14 protein-coding genes are annotated in these 21,861 nt (G+C 51.6%); 4 read left to right on the forward strand and 10 right to left on the reverse strand.

Annotated elements, in window-relative coordinates; translation table 11 throughout:
- Positions 1 to 32: 32 nt before the first annotated feature.
- From AAHB90_RS21900 to AAHB90_RS21945, 10 genes are all read right to left on the reverse strand, one after another.
- The gene (locus tag AAHB90_RS21900) at positions 33 to 671 is read right to left on the reverse strand and encodes a hypothetical protein (protein WP_342087351.1); all 639 of its coding nucleotides are present in this window, start codon (positions 669 to 671) and stop codon (positions 33 to 35) included.
- 248 nt (positions 672 to 919) lie between these two features.
- Positions 920 to 3,157, reverse strand: coding sequence for a TonB-dependent receptor (locus AAHB90_RS21905; RefSeq protein WP_342087352.1), 2,238 nt, complete (start codon positions 3,155 to 3,157; stop codon positions 920 to 922).
- A gap of 106 nt (positions 3,158 to 3,263) precedes the next feature.
- Positions 3,264 to 3,980: a LytR/AlgR family response regulator transcription factor gene (locus AAHB90_RS21910; protein WP_342087354.1), complete on the reverse strand. Its 717-nt coding sequence runs from the start codon at positions 3,978 to 3,980 to the stop codon at positions 3,264 to 3,266.
- Positions 3,977 to 4,996, reverse strand: a complete 1,020-nt coding sequence (locus tag AAHB90_RS21915; RefSeq protein ID WP_342087355.1) for a sensor histidine kinase — start codon at positions 4,994 to 4,996, stop codon at positions 3,977 to 3,979. Before AAHB90_RS21915 ends, AAHB90_RS21910 begins: the two co-directional genes overlap by 4 nt.
- 102 nt (positions 4,997 to 5,098) lie before the next feature.
- The gene (locus AAHB90_RS21920; RefSeq protein WP_342087357.1) at positions 5,099 to 10,090 is read right to left on the reverse strand and encodes an Ig-like domain-containing protein; all 4,992 of its coding nucleotides are present in this window, start codon (positions 10,088 to 10,090) and stop codon (positions 5,099 to 5,101) included.
- A 75-nt stretch (positions 10,091 to 10,165) separates the two neighbouring features.
- Positions 10,166 to 10,474, reverse strand: coding sequence for a DUF6916 family protein (locus AAHB90_RS21925; RefSeq protein ID WP_342087358.1), 309 nt, complete (start codon positions 10,472 to 10,474; stop codon positions 10,166 to 10,168).
- On the reverse strand, positions 10,456 to 10,953 hold the full coding sequence (locus AAHB90_RS21930) for a GNAT family N-acetyltransferase (RefSeq protein ID WP_342087359.1): 498 nt from the start codon (positions 10,951 to 10,953) through the stop codon (positions 10,456 to 10,458). The genes AAHB90_RS21925 and AAHB90_RS21930 overlap by 19 nt, the downstream gene beginning before the upstream one ends.
- 50 nt (positions 10,954 to 11,003) lie before the next feature.
- On the reverse strand, positions 11,004 to 11,522 hold the full coding sequence (locus AAHB90_RS21935) for a phage tail protein (protein WP_342087360.1): 519 nt from the start codon (positions 11,520 to 11,522) through the stop codon (positions 11,004 to 11,006).
- Between the two features lie 47 nt (positions 11,523 to 11,569).
- Positions 11,570 to 12,085, reverse strand: a complete 516-nt coding sequence (locus tag AAHB90_RS21940; RefSeq protein WP_342087361.1) for a phage tail protein — start codon at positions 12,083 to 12,085, stop codon at positions 11,570 to 11,572.
- Between the two features lie 46 nt (positions 12,086 to 12,131).
- Positions 12,132 to 12,638, reverse strand: a complete 507-nt coding sequence (locus AAHB90_RS21945) for a phage tail protein (protein WP_342087362.1) — start codon at positions 12,636 to 12,638, stop codon at positions 12,132 to 12,134.
- 515 nt (positions 12,639 to 13,153) lie between these two features.
- On the opposite strand from AAHB90_RS21945, the gene AAHB90_RS21950 reads away from it, so the two are divergent.
- The 4 genes from AAHB90_RS21950 to AAHB90_RS21965 all read left to right on the forward strand — a co-directional run bounded on the left by AAHB90_RS21950 (position 13,154) and on the right by AAHB90_RS21965 (position 21,854).
- Positions 13,154 to 14,521 (forward strand): glycoside hydrolase family 140 protein, encoded by a 1,368-nt coding sequence (locus tag AAHB90_RS21950; RefSeq protein ID WP_342087363.1) that lies wholly within the window; start codon positions 13,154 to 13,156, stop codon positions 14,519 to 14,521.
- Positions 14,522 to 14,689: 168 nt separating this feature from the next.
- The gene (locus AAHB90_RS21955) at positions 14,690 to 17,953 is read left to right on the forward strand and encodes a DUF1553 domain-containing protein (RefSeq protein ID WP_342087365.1); all 3,264 of its coding nucleotides are present in this window, start codon (positions 14,690 to 14,692) and stop codon (positions 17,951 to 17,953) included.
- 11 nt (positions 17,954 to 17,964) lie between these two features.
- Positions 17,965 to 19,443, forward strand: coding sequence for a DUF1501 domain-containing protein (locus AAHB90_RS21960; RefSeq protein WP_342087366.1), 1,479 nt, complete (start codon positions 17,965 to 17,967; stop codon positions 19,441 to 19,443).
- 218 nt (positions 19,444 to 19,661) lie between these two features.
- Positions 19,662 to 21,854 (forward strand): glycosyl hydrolase family 95 catalytic domain-containing protein, encoded by a 2,193-nt coding sequence (locus AAHB90_RS21965; RefSeq protein WP_342087368.1) that lies wholly within the window; start codon positions 19,662 to 19,664, stop codon positions 21,852 to 21,854.
- The last annotated feature ends 7 nt before the right edge of the window (positions 21,855 to 21,861 follow it).

A 21,861-nucleotide genomic window follows, 5' to 3' on the forward strand; every position in this document is an offset into this window, starting at 1 on the left:
TTTAAAAGTTTAAGTGAAACAATGATGAAGGGCTACCGGAGCAGCACTTCGCTTTCCGCTTTGCCCCAATGCGGCATTACGCTGAATGTGGTCGCCGAAAGATTCCGAATGGCCTTTCCTGCGAGTTCCCGAGCCAAATCTTTGTCGCCACCCCAGAGTTTGGGCGTATAGTACTTCGTCCAGGCTTCGAGGTAAATGGCGCGTGGGTTCCCGGCGTCGAGTTTCTGTGCTTTCTTTAAAAACTGGTCGGAAAGCGGGCCGAATTGCCTGCCCATGGTCATGGGACTGATGAAAACCTTGGTGCGGTAGATCATCGCCTGCACTACGTAGATTTCGGATAACACTTTGCCGTCACCTTTCGCAAGCGACTCGCTTTTCTTGATCTGTGCCTCTCCGCGGACGCTGTAAGGTTCGATCTTTTCGCCGTCGTCTTGCAACAAAAACCCGATTTTGGCATTACAAAAAGCGGCATAGTAGTAGGGCAGCCATTCGGTTTTTTCGGTATTTCCGAGCTGAACGAAGGTTTTTTCCAGGCCCTGGAAGTCGCTGACGGATTTGGCCTGATCCAGTTTTTTCACGGACGCTTCCAACTGGGTCGCATAATCTCCGTTTTGCGCAAATGTGAACGCAATGGTGCAGGTAAGCAGGATGGTGATGATGAGTGATTTCATGATTTTGAATGATTGAATGATTGAATGATTGAATGACTGAATGATTGACCGGGTCGCCGGAGCGATGATTGAATGAACCGCCGTGGAACGGGGAATGAGCCGCCGTGGAACGGGTCGCTTTGGAAGGGGGGATAAGTGAGTGAGTGTAGGGTCTATGAGTTTAGCGTTGATGAATCAGGTGGCTCGGTCATCGTTTGCAGGCTTTGAACTTTTAACTTATAAACCCTGAACTCATAAACGCTAAACCCTCAGCCTCCGTCCAGTAGCTCTTCGGTGCGGTCGATGCCCAGGCTCATAAATACGCCGATGAAGTAAAACCGTGCGGCTGGCAAGGTGACGGGTGCCCTGAACTGGCCGTTGTATGAATAATTGTATCCGAAAACTTGCCTGGTACCGAGTACATTGTTGGCCCCGAATGCGAAGCCGGAGTAATCCCTGAATTTAGATTTTTTGAAAAAGGTCATCATTTTCGATACGTGGAGGTTCAGCACATTGTAAGGGCGGGTGGTGCCGGAATCGTAGATGCGCGAACCGGCGTCACTGGCTGGGCGGATGTCGTAGTATGGTCGACCGGCTGCGTAGGAATACGAAACATTGACGTTGGTACTAATCCCCTGGAAAAATCGCTTGACTGCGATCGTGAACGTATGCGGGCTCGTGAACGACGGCCTGATACTTTGAGGATAATCCAGGTAGTCGCGTTTGGTGTCGAGGTACGTGTAAGTTAGCCAATAGTCCAGGTTACGGACCGTCTTTTTATCCCGCCAGAAAACTTCCAGCCCCTGTGCATAACCATCACCTCCCAGGGTGACGTCCGGGTTACTCTTCACCAGGTTCTTGTATTTTTTATAGTAAACCTCCGTTCTGAAAAGCCGGTTATTGGCCTTTTTGGAATAGTTAAGGACATAGTGTTCCGATCGCGAAAATCCCAGTTGCTCGTTTTGGAAAAGATACCGGTTTTCAGGCTTTTGGTAGAAAATACCATACGCGAGGTTTAGCTGACCTGCCGTACCGAGGCGGTAACCCAGGCTTGCGCGCGGAGCTACCACCGCTTTGCGCAAAAGGCTCGAATATTCGCCCCGTAAACCCGGCCGGAAGGCCAAATGCTCGCCGAGATGAAGATCGCTTTCGATGAAAACGGCCGATAACTGGTCGCGGAGCAGCGTTGTCGTACCATTGTATTCTTGAACGTCGTGAAAAAAGAAAGTCTCGCCCCCGAAACGTAATGCCTGGCTGCCGTCGAAGTGGCGCGTGAGCACCGCACGGCCTTGCGCGAAATGCGAACGGAGTGTTATGTCGCCGTTTTTGGTTGAAAACGGTGCATATGGCAGAGCAATAAGTTCGCTATTTGCGCTCAACAGGCGGTTGTGGACGGTGTTTTTATCAAAAGTGTACGCAATGCCGGCATCCAGGCGCCAGTCGGTTCCGAGGTCTGTCCGGTAGCTTACCGTTCCGTACATATTCGGATTTTTCAGTCTGAAATCGGAGCGGAACGAAGAGCTGTCAATGTCGGGGTTACGCATACCGATATTGCTTTGGGCGTAGGCGACGTACCCCTTCAGCATGCCCGTTTTTCCGGTCTTGAAGCGGACGTTCGCATTCGCGCTGGTATACTCCGGCCCGTGGTAATAATCGGGGCGCTGTGGTACCACGCTGTTGTAGAAACGTTGATTGCTGTAAGCGAGCCCGCCCCCGTAGCTGCTTCCGCCAGCTTTGGACAGATGCTGAAAACCCGCGCCGAGATTCGAAGGAAATACGCTGAAATTAGCGGAGCTTTTTTCAGGCAGATCGATACTTTCCAGGATCAGTGCGCTGCTCATGGCCTGCCCGTACAGCGCCGAATAGCCGCCGGTGTTGAACAAGACGCCTTTAAAAAGGAACAGATTAATGCGCGCCGGCTGCATAATGCCGGGCACGGATGCATAATTCGGGTTTTTCATGAGCGTGCCGTCCACGAACATCCTCGTTTCGTCATTGGTACCGCCGCGGACAAACAGCCCCTCGCGCTCGCCTACCTGCTGCGCGCCCGGGAGCGACCTCAATGCATTGGAGATATCCCCGCCATTACCCGCCACGGTATAGGCATCGATGGGTGTCAGCGAAGCACCTTTGGCTTTGTCGCTGGCTTCAAAACTACCGGCACTGACGGTCACGGCGTCGAGGGTGTTGACGGCATCATCCAGGGTAATGGAGAGCGTAAGCGTACTGTCGGTGATGCTGATAGGTCGCTGATGTGTTTTGAAACCGAGCGATGTAACGATGAGCGTCTGATTGCCACGTTGTGTGGTCAGGAAGTTGAACTTACCAAGCGAGTCGGCCACCGCGCCGGAGCGCGAGCCTTTGAGGTGGATGTGCGCACCGGGAACAGCTTCGCCGAGCATACCGGTTACTTCGCCGCTAATGCGGCTCTGCGCCCGGACTGCGAGCGTAAAGAGCACGCCTACGGCCGTTACGATGAGTTTAATTGTAAGTGCATTGGAAGTCATGGCTTTGTTTGTTTTTTGATCAAAGCTATGACGTACCCCAATGCATTTCAGGGAGAGTAGACGAGGCGGTAAATGGCTGCGACGAAGTGGTGAAATCCTGCGACGATTACTCGGGCGTAATGCTCAGGATTTTGCGGAGATGGTCTTTGTAATGCTCGCTGACAGGAATTTCTGTTGCGCCGATCATGACAAAATCGCGTTTGACTGCCGTAATTTTCTGAACGGCTGCCAGGTAAGATTTGTGGGTGCGGACGAATGCCGGTTCAGGAAGTTTTTCTTCCAATGCTTTGAAAGTCATGCGGGTAATAACGGGCTTTGCGGCTGAGGAAAGGTAAATTTTGATATAATCCTTCAATCCTTCGACCCAGGCCACATCGGCCGCCACTATTTTTACCAGCGAATACTCGACATTGACAAAGAAATCGGGCAGCTCTGCCGGGGCAACGGGCACGGGCGGTTTTTGTTTGAGTTGAAACAGCTCGTATGCACGGTTACAGGCTTTCAAAAAGCGCTCCATACTCACCGGTTTGAGCAGGTAGTCGACAACATTCAACTCGAAACCTTCCAATGCATATTTATCATAAGCAGTAACCAGGATTACCAGGGGAGGGTTGGGGAGGCTTTTCAGGAACTGCAAACCGTTGAGCCGCGGCATCTGAATGTCCAGAAAAAGCAGATCGATCGGCTCGTTTTGCAGTATATCTATGGCTTCCATCGCATTGCGCGCAGTTTTGACGAGTGTCAGGTAAGGTACCTGGCGGATATTGTCCACAAGCAGGTCTAGCACAAGTTTTTCGTCATCAACGGCCAGGCATCGCATCATCGTAAATTCAGGCTCAGGTTTACTGTAAACACATTGTTGCGGTCGTCGATACCGAGGCTGTACTGATCGGGGTAGATCAATTTCAGCCTCGTGCGTACGTTTTCGAGGCCTATGCCCGAATGATCGTCCTTCGCCGAGCCGGGGCGGGAATCGTGCGGGTTTTCGACCCTTAATGTGAGAAGCCCGCCTGCTACTTTAAGGTCGATCAGGATGTAAGGCTCGCCGGTCCACGAGGCGCCGTGTTTGAACGCATTTTCCACGAACGGGACCAGTATCATCGGCTCTATGAAGAGACCGGCAGCATTGCTGTCCATTTGAATATCCAGCTCAATGCGCAGGGTGTCCGAAAAGCGCAGCTTTTGCAATTCAATATAACTTTTGAGATAATCAGTCTCCTGCCGAACGGTTACCTGCGTCGCCTGCGTGTCGTACGTCATGTAACGCATGAGATCGGCGAGGCGGATGAGTGCGCCTTCGAGCTGGTCAGATTTTTGTCTGGCGAGCGCTACCATATTGGTCAATACATTGAAAAGGAAATGTGGGTTAACCTGCGATCGCAGCAGTTTCAATTCGGCGGCGACTTGCTGCGCCTCGTATTCTTTCCGAGCTCGTTCTTTTCGGATTCCGTCGCTCACCCTGCGGTAAACGAGGCTTGCCGCGAAGACGAATACCGACGGCGCGAAAATAAATCCGGCTGAATTTCCAAGTATTACTTCCGGGAATAACCGGGCGATCAACTGGTATTTGAGAACGAAGGAAACTACAATCAGCGCGATGGCACAAGGGACATAGAGCCACCACCATTTCCGGGCAAGTTTAGGATAAAGATAAAAAGCGTTGAAATAGAAAATTCCTGCATGGATTAATCCTGCCATGGTAAAAAATGCAGGGGGCAGACCGCCGATCTTGTATCCTGCGTCAGCCGACGACAAGAAGTAGGGCAGGAGCAGAATCGTCGTCCATATGCTGATATGGATCGCAATTTCCCATTTCTGCTGCGTTTTCAAGGGTGTCATCTGAAGTGTAAAAACCAAATTTATAAAAAATCAGGCGGAGAGAAACTCCCCGCCTGATACAGTTAATCTAAACAACACATTAACGATGCATTAGTGCCGTATTTATCGGTTGATTAGCACTTTCCGGTTGGTTATCTCACCGTTCTTGTGCGTGATCGTCAGAATGTACATGCCTACGGGCAGGTTTTTTACATCGATGGTTTTCGAGACGGTCTTGCCTGATTTGTAAACAGAAAGTCCCGTCAGACTATGCATTTCTACCGATTTAACCTGGCTCCAATCTGTACTTTTCAGGTTCAGAATGTCGGAAACCGGGTTTGGATAGGACTCGGATAGCAATGCGGCGTCGGCGAAATTAACTTTGATAATCTTGCTGTAAGCGAAGGTCTTGTCGATATCGACCATTTTCAGGCGGTAGAAATTATCGCCGGAAGCAGGTTTTTTGTCGACAAAGCCATAGTTCACAACGGCATAGCTTTCGCCCTGCGATTTCTTTGTACCGATCGTTGCCCAGTTTTTACCATCGGCGCTGCGCTGGATATCGAAGTGATCACTGTTGGATTCTTCTGCGGTATTCCATTTCAAAGCAATGGTGTTTTCAACTTTCGCACCGCTGAAATCAATCAATGTTACCGGAAGCGAGCAGTCTTTGTAAGCTGTGAGCGTATCCGTGCAATTGTTCAGTGTAGCCACAATAATCGCCGTTTGCTTGCTTGGAATACCTACCACGGTGTTCCCATCAACGGTGCCTTTGTCGGTGGTGATCACAGCGCCTGCGGTAGCCGTAAAGAAAACCGTGTAAGTCTGAGGATCCACCGCATAGTTACATAGATACTCAGCGCCCGTCAGAGCGATGGTTGGTTTCTCATTGACATCTACAGTGGCCGTTTGTCCGGCAACTGGTGTTGAAGCTCCGCCCGCTCCGCTTACGTTGGTCAACGAATAAACAAATGTTCCCGTGGCAGTGGTTGGTACGTTTACTGTCGCCGTCGTGTTGGCGCCGGTTGTTGTGACCTGCAGATCGGAACCGCCGTTAATTTTGTAGGTAAATGTAAACGGTGCAACCCCATTGACTGCAGTAAATGTAATCACGGGCTGTGCGTCATTCTGGCAAGCGTCGGTGCTACCGGAAATCGTCGCCGTAAGATTATTGGCCACGGTTACCACAGCGGTTTGTGCAGGGGATGGCGTAAGTGTGCAGTTCTGCGCGTCGGTTACACTCACTAATTCGTATGTAAACACACCTACGACAGCGGTCGACTGGCTGACGGTGGCGGTAGTGTTAACGCCTGTCGTGCTGACCGTCTGGTTCGATCCGTTGTTGATCTTGTAGGTAAATGTGTAAGGCAAAGTACCACCGGTAGCGCCGAACGTTACCAAGGGAGCCGACGCGCCCTGGTTCACCGTGGTAGTTCCTGCGATGCTCGAACCTGTGATCTGGTTCACTGTCAACACGGCAGCTGAGGAAGTGCTGTTGTTACAAGGATTCGTAATGATACAGCGGTATTCCGAGAGGTTATCCGAGGCCGGAACGTTGCTCAGCGTCAATGTAGCATCGTCGGCAGTAGGGTTTGTACCGGTTGTGATATCTGCGAACGCCCCGCCGAAAGGTTTTTTCTGCCATTGGTAAGTGACACCGGTCTGAGAAGTAGCCACGGTGAAAGAAGTCCCGGAACCCGCGCAGATTGTCTGTGCATCTGGCTGGTCGGTAACCGGAGGCGCCGGGGTAGGTGTCACCGTTATCGTGAACGAGCAGGTAGGTGCGGTTCCAATACCGTTCGATGCGGTTACCAGTACGGTTGTTGGGCCGGCCGGGAATGCATATGGGAACGTGATCGGGTTGCCGCCTACACTGTAAGTAATGGTAGGTGCCGGACATCCGTCTGCGGTTGCCGCGAAAGTTTTGGTGGATGTACAAGTTCCCGGATCAGGCGAGAATGTCTGATCGCCCGGGCAGAAAGTGATCACCGGTGTAGAAGTAACGGTCGTCGTAGTAGGGTTGTTAGTTCCCACTGTGTTCGGATCGTCGGTCAGCACCGAGGCAAAGTTGGTTCCGCTTACAGTACCCTGGGTAGAAAGCTGGCACACCGATGCCGGGATGTTATTATTGATCGTCACACGGAATTTGATGGTTGTGCTCTTGCCATTTGGCAGGGTAAAACCGCTTCCTGTTCCATTTACCGTCACGGTCTCGCCCGACTGTGCCGCCTCGGTTCTGGCAGGGTTTGCAACAGCAGGTTCTGTCACTTCATTGGCAACCGGTTCAGCAGCGGGTGTTGCAACTGCCACGGCAAGTGTTGGTTCCCCGGCAGTTGTGGTTACAGGTTCGGCCAATTCTTTCTCTACGGATGCTTTTTCTGCCAAAACTTCTACGACGCCTTCACGGAAGGAGATGGCGCCCGGTGTTGGGCAGGTTGCATTGAAGGTAAATGACCCGGTACCGCTTGGAAAGGCCCGGCCCACCGGCGTGTTGCCACCGTTGTTCCACACGTCGACGATGGAGGAACCGCTTCCCTGCGAGCGTATCGTCGTGCCGGGATTACCGGCCCTGGCGCGATAGGCAAAGTTGGTAGGCGCCGACAGCGTGACCGCGTTACCGCTCACGTTACTACAAATGATCGCGGTGTTGAGCGGAGCCACGGCCTGGGCAGGCGCATTGACGTCGATACCGTACCAGGCGACAGGCCCGGTAACCTGAATGTTGTTAGTTTTAAGTGTAAAGCTGCTTTCGGCGCCGCCTGTGCTGAGAGCGCTTGCAACGATACCATGAATGTTGAGCACATTTTTAACAGTATTGCCCTCTATCACGACGATTGCTTCCGGGTGGTCAGCACCAGCGATGACCCCTTCTACCGAACTGACGATACCCGACACTGCGGAAGACCCGGACAGGTTGTCTGTTGTATTGTTTTTGATGTATCCCTCGATATGACCATTTCCGGAGCCGAACGAGTTGATCCCGATGCCCCCGAAATGTTTGACATTATTGTTTTCGATATTGAAGTACATCTTGGCATTGCTGGCTGCGGCGACATCAAGCCCCCTGCCCACACCACTACCCGGATCTACTACCGTGTTCTTTATGTCGGCCGTTATCACAGCATTATCATTGGCATATACCTCCACACCGGCCGTCCGGCAGTTCAGGAATTTTGAATTGTTCCCAACCCTCACTTTCATCGTGGAACTGCCGTAACCTACAACTTGAAGACCGGAAGCACCGTCGGCATCCTGGAATGTGGAGTTGTCGACGGTCAGCAGGAGCATATTAGTGCTGAAATTAGCAAAATATACCGCGCGGCCTCCCGGATCGGTGAACGTTGAATTCACGATCGAGTTTGTGCCGCCCGTGTTTACCGCGAAAATACAGCCTTCAACCGTAATGCCGGCCGATCCCGATGATCCGATGGAACCATTGGTGAAATTGAAATTGCTGGAACCCCGGAGATTAATACCTTCCTGGGCTACGGTTCCGCTGATAGCCACGCGATCCATGGTTAAACCGTTGGTATTGAGTGCATATACCGCCGCATTGGCATTCAGGTTATTCATGTCAGAAGCGGAGCCTGATGGCGCCGTACCGTCATTTTGATTGGCATTCACCAGATTCATGTTTTTGAGCGTGATGCCCGTGGTATTCGACAACTCGATCCCGCGCTGGCCGATATTCTGGATCGTTCCGCCCGTTCCTGCTGTCGTCCCGGTCCCGTTGATCGTAAATGTGCCCGAGGTGCCCGAAATGATAATCCCCTTCGTACTACCATTAGCGTTGACGGAGGTTAGGGTTACATCCAGCGCGATACTGCCCGAAATGTCGATAGCCGGTACCGACGTTGCCGTGATGTTTCCATCAGGTATCGTCAGCGAGCCTGTGCTCGTAGCGATTTTAATCGGGCTGACACTTCCTGTGGCAGAAGTACTGGTTACATCGGAGAAAGTCGCCGCGAGGGTTTTGTTGGACAGGTTCAGGGACGAGCCGGAGCCTGAGAGCCCTACTTCTTCTACATTCAATGTTCCCGAGGTGGAACCTGCTATTTTAGTACCGCTGGTGTTGCCGATATTAAAGCCTCTTAAATTGTTGGTAGCTCCCAGGTTAATGGCATTCACCGTTCCGCCGGAGGTGGTGATAGTCGGCCGGGTCCCGTTGGTGGCAGGCAATAAATTGGCGCCGCTCGGAGCCAGGAAACCCGTAATGGTCAGAAGGCTGGCAGTGGCGCCCTGGCCGATCAGCTTCTGATTGTTGCGCAGCGTGAGCGGGCCGGAGTAGGATCCGGTATAAAGGAAAATGTACTGATTGTCCTTGGGATGAAGTCCCGCACCGTCGCCATTGATCGCCTGGAAAGCTGCAATGTCGTTAAATGGTCTGGCGAGCGTTCCGTCCCCACCAGCGGCAGCCCCTGATTTGATGAACCAGATCATATTGGTGGCGCTTCCCACGGCAATGGTTACCGTAGCGGTAGAAGTCATCCCCGAACCGTTCTGGATGTCGTAAGTAAAGGTATCATTACCTGAGAACCCCGCTGCCGGATCGTAAGTAAATGCACCTGTCGCGGCCGTAATGGTGGCCGTACCACCGCCTGTCGTCGTAACGGTTGTGGTACTGCTGACGCTGAGCACGGTACCCGAAGGGCTTATGTCGTTGGAAAGGATCCCTTGTCCGGCGGCGATATCGATTCCCACGTTTCCGATTGTGGAATAGCTGTCATTTACCGCAATAGGACTGGCTTTCACCGAACCTGGTACGAGGGTGGTATTCGCGTCGATCGTTTCCGTGAACGTGGTACCGGTGGCAGGATCAGGCCCTGTGTTGCTGATTACGACGGTATATTCGAGTACGCCGCCGGCCGTGGCCCCACCGCTGATGACGGCATAGGCGTTCGTTGCGCTGATGCTGGGTGCAAGCATGGCCCGGGCACCAGATTTTTTCCGTGCCCTTGCGTAGGGCACCTTTTCCTGTGGTTTCGCGTCGGTTTGCTTTTTCGGTTTCACGACCCATTCGCGAGCAGCGGGTGTGTCGCCCGAGAGCTTGCCGGCCATTTCGGCCCCCGATGCCAGCAGGGCAATACATGCCAGGTAGAAGTAGAAATTTTTCATGGTTTCAGTTTGAAGCGTAAGATTGAATCATAGGTGAAAGTGTTTTGAGATACGTTGAATCGGGATTGAGTCCGGTTAGGAGAAAACAGCTTCGTACCGTGTGCCCAGCGGATCCTGAGCTATCGGCACCAAGAAAAGATCGAATTGTTGGCCATCCGAACGAACGACCCTGTAAATGCCTTGTGCAATGACCCTGCTATCGCCATTGGTCTGGAATTCCACCGAGAAGGAACCTCTTTCAAGGGGAGAGTAGCCATTCAGTTCGGTAACCGCCACAATGGTGGATGGCAGGGAAAAATTTTCTGCGAAATGGATCACTACCGGTTCGCTCGTCTGCGACCGGAATTCTGCTGCGGTAATCTGGCTTAAATCGTATGTCTCCATTCCATTAAATGATAAATTCCATTGGTTTCACTAATTGTCTTAAATCCAAGGCGGGTATACAGATTCTTGGCCGGATTAAAGGCTTCTACATGGATGGTGAGCGGCCTTTCGAAATCAGCCGCCCTGTTCATGAGATCTTTAAAAATATCCTGGCCCAATCCGCGGTTGCGGTAGTTGGGCAGGATACTGATGTCAATGATCCGCATACCCTTACCTTGAAAATCGTCGTGGAGATAAAGCCTCCCGACGCCTTTGTGTTTAAATTCAATAACCCAAAATTCGGCACCGGTGTAGTTTTTCTGATAGTACTCGTGTTGTGCTTTGAACTGGCTGTTCAGGAATTCTTTTTTCATGAGATCAGTCCAGAAAGGAACCCTTTCCATCTCTGCTTCCCTCGTGCTGGCATAAACTTCCCGGAGGAAGGGCATGTCTTTGGACGTAATCGGTCTTAGTGCAAGGGCGGTATTAGTAAGCTTCATTTTTTATTAATAATCAGAAAAACATAAACAATGCCGATCAGTGCCTGTTGCTAGGGGCGCTGGGGGAAAATGCCTTGCAACGCGATACAGAAGTTCACGGTGATATACGGCATCATGTTATTATGCGGCAGGCCGCTCCCCATCATGGAAAGCGATTGGAAATGCATTTGCACAGTGGGCTGCCCGGTAGCGTATATATTCCCCTGCGTGGAAAATCCGAGCGTCGCGTTCTGGGGCGTTTTGATCTCCGCGGCTTCCGGCGCCGCGCTCATCACGTGCGTATGGTTGGGCATCTCGCTTTGAAGTAAGGTCACAGTTTCGCTGCCGGATTGCTCCCCGAGAAAGCGTTCCGAAAGCCCCGATCCCTGACCTGGTTGCATGGGTGAACTGCCCTGAAGGTCGGGCAATGCGAAAGTGGACTTGCCGTCACCGCCATAAGTAGTTCCTAATAATGAAAACAACGCGGTATTCTGCGAGATGGGCATGAGCTGTCCGTTACAAAATGCCCAGCCGGTGGGAGGGAAATTGAAAGGATATATTCTTATCTCTGCTACGAATTGATCTGCCATTTTGATTGATTGGGTTTTGAGGTTCTACAATTGCCTGTCGCCTGAGCCTAGGTTTGCGATGGAAATATTCCGAACAGCGAAATGATAAAGTTGATACACAGATATGGCTGCATATTCGAATGCGGCTGACTGCCGCCGACCGGGAGGATATCCGGGCCCATCGGCTGGCTGGGTATGCTCGCAATGAATCCATTGGTCGTAGTCGACGTCCCGATTACGGCATCCTTAGGGCTTGCCGCGTCGGCGATGTTATTGGTCGCCGTAAAAATATGGTTGTGGACAGGGATTTGCTGTGTAGTGAGGGTCACCTCTTCTGATCCACCACTTTCGCCAATGGTATAAGTGCCGCCGCCTGAGAGGGTTCCCTGGTGGACAGGCAGACGTCCCTGCAGATCGGGCAAGCGAAAAGTTTCCTCTCCGTCGCCGCCGTAGGTTGTTCCTATCAATTGGAAAAGGACTTCGTTTTCAGATATCGGGAGTGTCTGTCCCTGGCAGAACAACCACCCGTTGGGCGCGAAGTTGCCTGCAAACAGTCTGATTTCTCCCACATAAGGCTGTGCCATATATTTTTAGGTTTTTGTTTAAATGAATAAAATTTGCGGGCACGCGCTAGTTTTGGCTTGGGAATATACCCTGCAACGCAATACAGAAATTGATCACCATAAAAGGCTGCAGGTTGTTGTGCGCCTGGCTGCCGCCAACGTTCGAAACGGTCGCGGGGTTGAGTCCTGCACTGCCCGGCACTGTCGAATAGAAGTTGTTGGGCAGCGTGTTGGCCAGGTAAGCTCCGGAAGGGTCATTCAAGTTCGAAGGGCCGGAATCGATCGCCCTGACAAAGTGATTGTGTTGCGGCAACTCGGACATTGTGATGGTGTGAGCCTCCTGGCCGCCCCTCTGGCCGAGGTCAAAACCGTTGCCAAAATGAACGGGTACCCTGCCCCGGAAATCCGGCAGCGCGAAGTTAGTCTGCCCGTTACCCCCGTAGGTGGTCCCCAGCAGTGCGAAGAGCGCCTGATTTTGGTTGATAGGGAGAAACTGCCCATTGGCAAGCGCCCAGCCTTTCGGCGCGAAATTGAAACTTACCATCCGGATCTCAGATAGAAATGGTTCAGCCATAAAATGAAATGGGTTAATTGATGGATAATGTAAGATATTGACGTTGCTCTGCCGGTTATCGGCAGTGTCGATGAAGTGCAATCAGTATGGGTGTTGATGAGCGGTATTAAACGGGCCGAAATCTATCCTGGTCAGGAGGAGGCCCATAAAATAGCTGCGATAAAAGAAGATGTAGAAATTCTTTTCATAGGGAGGCACGTTCAGGTTAGGATTCTGTAAAAATAATACTCCAATATTAGTGATATATCGCCATTTCGATGAAATAATTTACTAAGCGGTAATAATTATTCTACGTATAATCATATTGAAAGGCGGGCCTGATTATGGTAAAATATTGGTAATGAATTGATTGAAATTATTTCCAATGCTCGAAATTTTCTTGGCCGTGCAATTCGCCGAAATAGACCCCTACAAGCCGGGCTACTCGCTTTTTTTAGATTATTCGAATACCGGATATTAAAAATCGATTCCCTTCGGCTTTATCAGTTGATCCTACTCAGCTAAATCGGTATTCGATGAAATCACATATTCTCCTGATTCTTGCAGTCTTCTGCTGTACGCTCACGGATGCACGCGCACAACACTATACGATAAGTGAAAACAAACGGTTTTTACTCAAAGAAGGCAAACCATTTTTCTGGCTCGGCGATACCGCCTGGGAACTCTTCCACCGCCTTGACCGCTCCGACGCCGATTATTACCTTCAAAAGCGCGCTGAGCAGGGTTTTACGGTTATTCAGGCTGTTGCATTGGCCGAATTCGACGGCCTGGTTGAGCCTAATCCGTATGGTGAAAAACCATTGATCAATAATGATCCGATGCAACCGAATGAAAGCTATTTCAAGCATGTCGATTATATCATCGACAAAGCGGCGATTTACGGATTGACGATCGCTTTTCTGCCTACCTGGGGAGACAAGGTGTTCAAAAGTACCTGGGGCAAAGGGCCGGAGATTTTCAATGAGAGCAATGCGAAAGCGTACGGAAAGTGGCTGGGGAACCGCTATAAGGCCAGGCCGAATATCATATGGGTACTTGGAGGAGACCGCCAGCCACGGAAAGACAGCCGCGACGTGGAGATATGGCGGGCAATGGCCGCCGGGATCGCCGAGGGAGTAGGAGGCCACGACAAGGCATTGATCACCTATCACCCGCAGCCCAACAAGGAAGGATCCAGCGAATGGTTCCACGACGATGAATGGTTCGATTTCAACATGTTTCAGACCGGACATTGCCGCGATACGCCCGTTTATGACCACATTCAAAGATCCTACGACCGCAAGCCGGTGAAGCCGGTAATCGATGCGGAACCTATTTATGAAGATCACCCGGTGTGTTTCAATGCAAAGGAAAATGGCACTTCAAGTGCCTATGATGTTCGCAAATCGGCCTACCTCGATCTTTTCGCGGGCGCATTCGGGCATACTTATGGCTGCCATGACATCTGGCAGATGTACTCGCCGACCCGCGAGGCAGTGAACGGGCCGCACGTTTTCTGGCAGCAGGCGCTCGATTTGCCCGGTGCGCTGGAAATGAAATATGTACGGAAACTGATCGAATCGCGACCGATCACCGATCGCGTTCCAGATCAGTCCATTATTCTAGAAAATGCATTGCCGGCAGCTGAACGTGTGCAGGCTACGCGGGGGAAGGATTACCTTTTTGTTTACACGGCGTCAGGAAAGGCTTTTTCCGTGAATCCCGGAAAGATTTCGGGTACCGACCTCGAAGCGTTCTGGTACGATCCGCGCAGCGGGAAGGTACGGGATGCTGGAAAATTCGATAATAAATCGGTCAACAAGTTCATCCCGCCCACTTCCGGCTATGGGCACGACTGGGTGCTGGTAGTAGACGACCGGGCCAAAGGTTACCATAAACCATAAATGCATAGTGCAGTATACTAATCATTTATAGCCTGTTTCGATCGGTTCCAGCCAATGGAAATGGGCAAAAATGATTAAATTAGGATTAAGAAAATGGAGAATTGTACCGCCTGATGCTTTTGCTGTTGGTTAGTTGTTTTAAGCGCCCGCTGATTATCCTATTAAGTGATGTTGAATTCGTGGTTTAAATATTCGTTGCTGGTCGCCGCCGGCGGATTGTTTTTGACGTCGTGTGACAGCAAAATAGATCTGCCGGACGATGTGGCCGCTGAAATGAACACCCTGGTCGCACCTGTTGACTATACTTACGATGTCAAGCCGATTCTTTCAGACCGTTGCTTTGCCTGTCATGGACCGGATGCGAACCACCAAAAGGCCGATTTACGCCTCGATATGGCCGAAGTGGCTTATAAAAAGGAAGCGGAAAGCGGCTTGAAGGCCATCCGGCCCGGTAAACCCGGCAAGAGTGAGCTGGTACATCGCATACTCTCCGCCGACCCCGATATTGTAATGCCCACACCCGAATCGCATTTGTCGCTTACGGCCCGTGAAAAGGCCATTCTGATCCGCTGGATAGAAGAAGGCGCCGAGTACAAGCCACATTGGGCATTTACCAAAGTAGAAAAGCCTCAGGTGCCGAAAGTGAAAAACGAGGCCTGGGTGAAGAATGATATCGATCGGTTTATCCTTAAAAAGCTGGAAGATAAGCGCATTAAACCTTCACCTGAGGCGTCCAAAACCACATTGTTACGCCGTGTCTCACTGGATCTGACCGGATTGCCGCCCACGCCGGAGGAAGTCACGACATTCCTGAACGACCCGTCACCGAATGCTTACGAAAAGGCCGTCGACAGGCTCCTCGCTTCGCCGCATTACGGCGAGCATATGGCAGTCCCCTGGCTCGATGCTGCGCGTTACGCAGACACACACGGGTACCAGGACGATGGCCTGCGCACGGCATGGCCGTTTCGCGATTGGGTGATCAGTTCATTTAATAAAAATCAGCCTTACGACCAGTTTGTAACCTGGCAGCTGGCCGGCGACATGCTGCCCAACCCGACACGCGACATGATGGTAGCTACGGCATTCAACCGCATGCACCAGCAAAGCCAGGAAGGCGGTATTATCCCCGAGGAGTACCGCAGTGCATACGTTTCCGATCGCGTGGATACGTTTGGGAAAACATTTCTGGGTCTGACTGTCGAATGCGCGCGCTGCCACGACCATAAGTACGACCCGATCAGCCACAAGGATTATTATTCATTGTATGCGTTTTTTAACAACAATGACGAAAATGGCCAGATTCCGTACAATGGCGAGGCGAGCCCGGCGATCACGCTGCCGACGGCAGAGGCAGATTCCCGACTGAAATACATTCATGCCAATCTGGCGAAAGAGCAATCGGCCATTACAGCGAATGCAGCCGTTTACGAACGCGGTTTCCGCCAATGGCTTGCTACGGCCCGCACGGCGCCCGAAAAAGCGCTATTGCCCAAGAAAACTGATTTGCTCGGCCATTTTACATTCGATGAACCGACCGGCAAGGAGTTTGCCAACCTGGCCAACCCGAAACATAAGGCCAGCGCCGAGGGCGACGACAGTCTTTCGAACGTCGCTTCACGCAATGGCCGGATTGGAAAGGCGCGGTATATTTTTGGGGATAATGCGGTGAGCTTCGGCGATAATTTTGCCTTCTTCGAACGCAATCAGCCATTCAGCATCAGCATCTGGCTTAACTTGCACGACCCTGCCGTGAGCGGGTCGTTGCTGCATAAATCGAATGGGGTAATGAATGGTTACCGCGGCTGGAATGTGTTCCGGGAAAAAGACGGCCGTATCAGGCTGACGATGAGTCATGTTTGGCCGGAGAATGCGATTGAAATACAAACCGTGGACAAGTTCCCAATGAACAAATGGACGCAGCTGGGCTTCACCTATGATGGTTTAAGCAAGGCGGCTGGCCTGAAACTCTTCGTGAACGGGCAGCCGGTGAAGGTTACCGTGCATAATGATCACCTGACGGAGAGTATTTTGTATGGAAAAAATAAAACGAACTGGTACGTCGACAGGCTGAATATTGGCCGGCTGTCGGATCAGCGGACGAAGAACTTCGAGGTCGACGAATTCCGGATTTACACACGGGCGGTTAGTCCGCTGGAAATGCAAGGGCTGTATACCTTCAAAAACGAGCTGCTACTGGCACTGAAAACCCCGGAGGCACAGTTGAAACCGGCGCAGTTGGCGTCGTTGAAGGACTATTACCTGACTAACATCGACGCGGGTTTCAAAAAAGAAATGGCGGCCAGCCGTGCGCTGATCGGGGAGGAAACGGAGATTATGGACAAGCAGATCGACGTAATGGTGATGAAGGAGCGGAAATACCCACGCAAAACATTCATACTCAATCGCGGAGCTTACGATGCACCCGGAAAGCCCGTAACGATGGATACGCCGGATGCATTCTTTAAAATCCCTAAGGAATATCCAAAGAATCGCCTCGGTCTGGCTAAATGGCTGCTGGATAAAGACCATCCGCTATTCAGCAGGGTAACTGTCAACCGGTTCTGGATGATGTATTTTGGCAAAGGAATAGTGATTTCCAGCGACGATTATGGCAACCAGGGCGAATTGCCCACGCATCCCGAACTGCTCGATTACCTTGCCGCACGCTTCCGGGAGTCGGGCTGGAATGTGAAGGCGATGCAAAGGCTGATCGTAACGTCGGCTACCTACCGGCAATCGTCAAAGATCGAACGGAACGTGCAGGATCTCGACCCGGATAACCGGCTGTACGCGCGTGGCCCGAGCTACCGCATGAGTGCCGAGCAAATACGCGACAATGCATTGGTATCCAGTGGATTACTCACGCGCAGGGTAGGGGGCAGGAGCGCGTACCCCTACCAGCCCGCGGGCCTTTGGGAAGCGCTTGCAACGCGTAACGAGGTCACTTACAAGCAACAGCACGGAGATTCACTCTACCGTCGAAGCCTTTATACGATCTGGAAACGCAGTTCCCCACCGCCGATGATGCTCAACTTCGATGCTGCTGAAAGGCATTTCTGCATTACCAAACGGCAGAAAACCAGTACACCCTTGCAGGCCCTGGTTGTCATGAACGACCCGCAATTTGTGGAAGCATCGCGGGTACTGGCACAGCATATGCTGAAAAACGGGAAGTCGGTCGACGAGCAGATCGACTACGCATTTACAGCTTTGACGAGCCGCCTGCCCGATCCGAGAGAAAAAATGGTGCTGAAAGAACTGTTTGAAGAGGAATTGAAGGATTTCAGCCAGAATCCGAAAAGGATGAAGTCGATCCTGGCGGTGGGCGAATACCCGCTCGACAAAACCCTGGACCCGGCGCAGCTTGCGGCTGGAACCATCGTGGCCAGTACGGTAATGAATTTTGATGAATTTTTGATCAAGCGATAACAAGCAAAGCAATGAGCTTTTACAGAGAACTTGAAAACCATGTGCACGAGCAACTGAGCAGGCGTAACTTCCTGTCCAAAACCAGCCTTGGTTTGGGGGCGGCAGCGATGGCATCGCTTTTGAGTGCAGACAATTCATTGGCCAGGAAAATAGGAGAAAAAGCTACGGAAGCTGCCGGTTTGCCGATAGGGCACCCGCATTTTCCGCCGAAGGCCAAGCGGGTGATTTATTTGTTCCAAAGCGGCGCACCGTCGCAGCTTGAACTTTTCGATTACAAACCTAAACTGGAAGAAATGTGGGGCAAAGACCTGCCCGAATCGGTGCGGAAGGGGCAGCGCCTTACCGGTATGACTGCCGGACAGAGCAGCTTTCCGCTGGCCGCCTCGAAATACAAATTCCAGCGGTACGGGGATAATGATATGATGATCAGTGAATTGATGCCCTACACCTCGGGCATTGTCAACGATGTTACATTTATTCGCTCGATGTTCACGGAGGCCATTAACCATGACCCGGCCGTTACCTTTTTTCAGACAGGCAGCCAGCAGGGCGGACGTCCCTCGTGGGGCTCTTGGGTGAGCTATGGCCTTGGCTCCGATAATCAGAATATGCCTTCGTTCGTGGTTTTGCTTTCGAAAGGCCGCGGCGGAGACCAGCCATTGTATGCCAAACTATGGAGCAACGGATTTTTGCCATCCATTCACCAGGGTGTGGTGTTCCGCTCCGGTCCGGACCCTGTTTTTTACCTCAATAACCCTGAGGGGATCGATCGCACGAGCCGCAGACGAATGCTGAACTCGCTTGCGAAATTGCAGCAGGGCCAGTTCGAAAAGCTGCTTGACCCGGAAATCAATTACCGGATGGCCCAGTACGAAATGGCCTATCGTATGCAGACGGCCGTTCCCGAAACGATGGATATATCCAAAGAACCGGATTACATTTTCGATATGTACGGAGAAGATTCGCGTAAGCCGGGGACATTCGCGGCCAACTGTGTACTGGCCCGGAAGCTGATCGAAAAGGACGTGAAATTTGTACAACTGTACCACCAGGGCTGGGACCAGCATGGTAATTTACCTAATGATATCAAGACGATGGCCAAAAGCGTGGATCAGGCGTCGGCAGCATTGATTAACGACCTGAAACAGCGCGGTTTGCTGGACGAGACGCTGGTGGTTTGGGGAGGCGAGTTTGGCCGGGGGGCCTACTCCCAGGGCAAACTTACCCGGGACAACTACGGTCGCGACCATCATCCCCGCAGCTTCACGATCTGGATGGCCGGCGCGGGTGTGAAAAAGGGGTTTGTATATGGACAAACCGACGATTTTGGCTATAACATTATCAAAGACCCCGTCCATGTGCATGATTTCCAGGCGACGGTGATGCACCTGATGGGAATTGACCACGAGCAGCTGATATTTAAGCACCAGGGCCGCCGCTACCGCCTTACCGATGTGCATGGCAAGGTGGTGAAGCCGCTTCTGGCATAATATTCCAGTTTAAAACAGAAGGAGGTTTTACATGGCCTCCTTTGTGTAAGGTCGGATATTTTTTTTCTGGCATTATGTACATACATTTGAACAAATTAATTGGAATTGTCTACTTGGGCTTTGTACCTCATCAGGGCGGTTACCTCAGGGCCGCGCCCGATTGGATGGATATGAGCCGATCCGGACAACAGAGGCGATTCTAAAAAGTTAAGATGCGTATGAAACAGACTATCCTAACCCTTTTTCTTCTGTCTAATTGTTTAACAGGCATTTCTCAAACGCGTAAGGCGATGGTCAGGCCTGTATCTTCTTTTCATAATACCTGGTCGAAGCCTATGGTTTCCACACCCAGCCGTAACAAGGTCGACGCTCCGCTGATGGGCAACGGCGATCTGACGATGAGCCTGGGTTACAAGGGCGAAGTGCTTAGTTATTATCTTTCCAAAAACGATTTTTGGCGGCTGGTATCGCCGGAAACTCTCGCCCGAAAAGACGATGTCTCCGGCCCCCGGCCCGCCGGTTCCGCCGACATTCGGATCGAAGGCTTGGTGAATGCTGATTTCACCGCCACGCAGCAACTGGCCAATGGGGTTACTATCTGCAACTTTGCATCGGATGGGGGAAAGTTAGTTTTCAAATCATGGGTGTCGGCCGTGGATAACCTCGCTTTCGTTGAAATTACCGCGGTCGGTCACGCTCGCAGGATATCGGTGAGTTTGAATGCGCCCCATAACCAACAAGCCAGGTTGAAGAAGGGGGCGGAGGCCAATACCTTGTGGATGACGCGCGCGTTTGCGGACAGTGTCGACATGGCCACGGAGGTGGCCGTTGCCTTGAAGGTCATCGATAGTGGTGATAGTACATTTACCGTTGAGCCCGGAAAAAAAGTAACCATATCCATCGCAGTTGAGAGCAATTTTAAGCGGCAGAAGCCACTGCAATTTGCATTGACCCAAATAAAAAAGGCGGGCAAGACCACTGCAGGTTTGCAGATGGCAAAACATGACGTATGGTGGCAGACGTATTGGGGAAAATCTTCGGTGAGTATTGAAGACACCATTTTAATGAAGGCCTATTACCAGGGATTGTATACGATGGCGGCGTGCAGCCGAGATCCGCGTTTCCCGCCCGGCCTTTTTGGCTGGGTTACCAGCGACGATCCGCAGTGGGCAGGTGACTACCATTTGAACTATAACCATCAAGCCCCGTTTTATTCACTTTACTCTGCCAATCGCCTGGAACAGGGCATACCCCATGACGCTCCGCTGATCGATTTTATGCAAAGAGGGCAGTGGTATGCAAAAAACGTGACGGGTACCCGCGGAATACTCTATCCCGTCGGAATTGGTCCGCTTGGAATCGAAGTAACGAGAAATCATCCAAGGTATCCGAAAACCAACAACGAAGAACAGGGTGGTCTCTTCTTCGGGCAGCGTTCCAATGCAGCCTACGGTTTGTTGAACATGGCGCAGTACTGGCGATGCACGTACGACGAGCGTTATGGCAGGAAGATATACCCGTATGCATTGGCGGTGGCCGATTTTTGGGAAGATTATCTCAGGTTTGAAGAGGGGCGGTATGTCATTTATAACGATGCTATTCATGAAGGTTCCGGGGCGGACATGAATCCTATCCTGACACTCGGCCTGGTTCGCAATACTTTTAACCTCATGCTTGATTTAAGTTCCGCTTTGAAAGTAGATCAGGACAGGCAGGCCAAATGGAGGGATATTCTCGATAAACTGAGCGCTTTCCCCGTTCAGGAGCGAAATGGCATACGGGTATTTCGTTATACAGAAAAAGGCGTAGACTGGTGGGAGAATAATGGCCTGGGCATTCAGCATATTTATCCTGCCAATGCCATTACCCTCGACAGCGGTGACGAGTTGCTGATTTTGTCCCGCAATACGATCAGCGATATGAAGCGGTTTCAGGATGCGAATACCAGTAGCAGTTTTTTTATGGCGGCAATTCGGGTAGGTTATGATCCGGGTATCGTATTCAGTGAGCTGCGTAAATATGCTTTGCATACCTACCCGAATGGTTTTCAACTAAATAACCCGCACGGGATTGAAAACAGCTGTACGGTTGCAAATGCCCTGAACGAAATGCTGTGCATGAGCGTGGGTAATGTGATTCGCCTGTTTAGGGGCCTGCCGGAAGGGCAAACCGCGGCATTTGAAGACCTGAGAGCCTGGGGAGCATTTCTCATTTCAGCCAGGCAGGTCAACGGACGCGTCGCGGAAGTCCGGATTAAAAGCGAGAGAGGAAAGGTTTGCACGATTGTCAATCCGTGGCCCGGCAGAACGGTCCGGGTATTGCGTAATGGAAGGCTGGCGGGATCGGTTTCCGGCGAGCGCTTCACACTTCCCACGCAGGTGGGTGAGCGCATCGATTTACTGGCGGATTAATTCATAT

The sequence above is a fragment of the Dyadobacter sp. OTU695 genome (assembly GCF_038440355.1).
Taxonomy (GTDB): Bacteria; Bacteroidota; Bacteroidia; order Cytophagales; family Spirosomataceae; genus Dyadobacter.

Coding starts and splice junctions, on each gene's coding strand:
- AAHB90_RS21900 (WP_342087351.1), bottom strand. CDS start 671: ATGAAATCACTCATCATCACCATCCTGCTTACCTGCACCATTGCGTTC.
- AAHB90_RS21905 (WP_342087352.1), bottom strand. CDS start 3,157: ATGACTTCCAATGCACTTACAATTAAACTCATCGTAACGGCCGTAGGC.
- AAHB90_RS21910 (WP_342087354.1), bottom strand. CDS start 3,980: ATGATGCGATGCCTGGCCGTTGATGACGAAAAACTTGTGCTAGACCTG.
- AAHB90_RS21915 (WP_342087355.1), bottom strand. CDS start 4,996: ATGACACCCTTGAAAACGCAGCAGAAATGGGAAATTGCGATCCATATC.
- AAHB90_RS21920 (WP_342087357.1), bottom strand. CDS start 10,090: ATGAAAAATTTCTACTTCTACCTGGCATGTATTGCCCTGCTGGCATCG.
- AAHB90_RS21925 (WP_342087358.1), bottom strand. CDS start 10,474: ATGGAGACATACGATTTAAGCCAGATTACCGCAGCAGAATTCCGGTCG.
- AAHB90_RS21930 (WP_342087359.1), bottom strand. CDS start 10,953: ATGAAGCTTACTAATACCGCCCTTGCACTAAGACCGATTACGTCCAAA.
- AAHB90_RS21935 (WP_342087360.1), bottom strand. CDS start 11,522: ATGGCAGATCAATTCGTAGCAGAGATAAGAATATATCCTTTCAATTTC.
- AAHB90_RS21940 (WP_342087361.1), bottom strand. CDS start 12,085: ATGGCACAGCCTTATGTGGGAGAAATCAGACTGTTTGCAGGCAACTTC.
- AAHB90_RS21945 (WP_342087362.1), bottom strand. CDS start 12,638: ATGGCTGAACCATTTCTATCTGAGATCCGGATGGTAAGTTTCAATTTC.
- AAHB90_RS21950 (WP_342087363.1), top strand. CDS start 13,154: ATGAAATCACATATTCTCCTGATTCTTGCAGTCTTCTGCTGTACGCTC.
- AAHB90_RS21955 (WP_342087365.1), top strand. CDS start 14,690: ATGTTGAATTCGTGGTTTAAATATTCGTTGCTGGTCGCCGCCGGCGGA.
- AAHB90_RS21960 (WP_342087366.1), top strand. CDS start 17,965: ATGAGCTTTTACAGAGAACTTGAAAACCATGTGCACGAGCAACTGAGC.
- AAHB90_RS21965 (WP_342087368.1), top strand. CDS start 19,662: ATGAAACAGACTATCCTAACCCTTTTTCTTCTGTCTAATTGTTTAACA.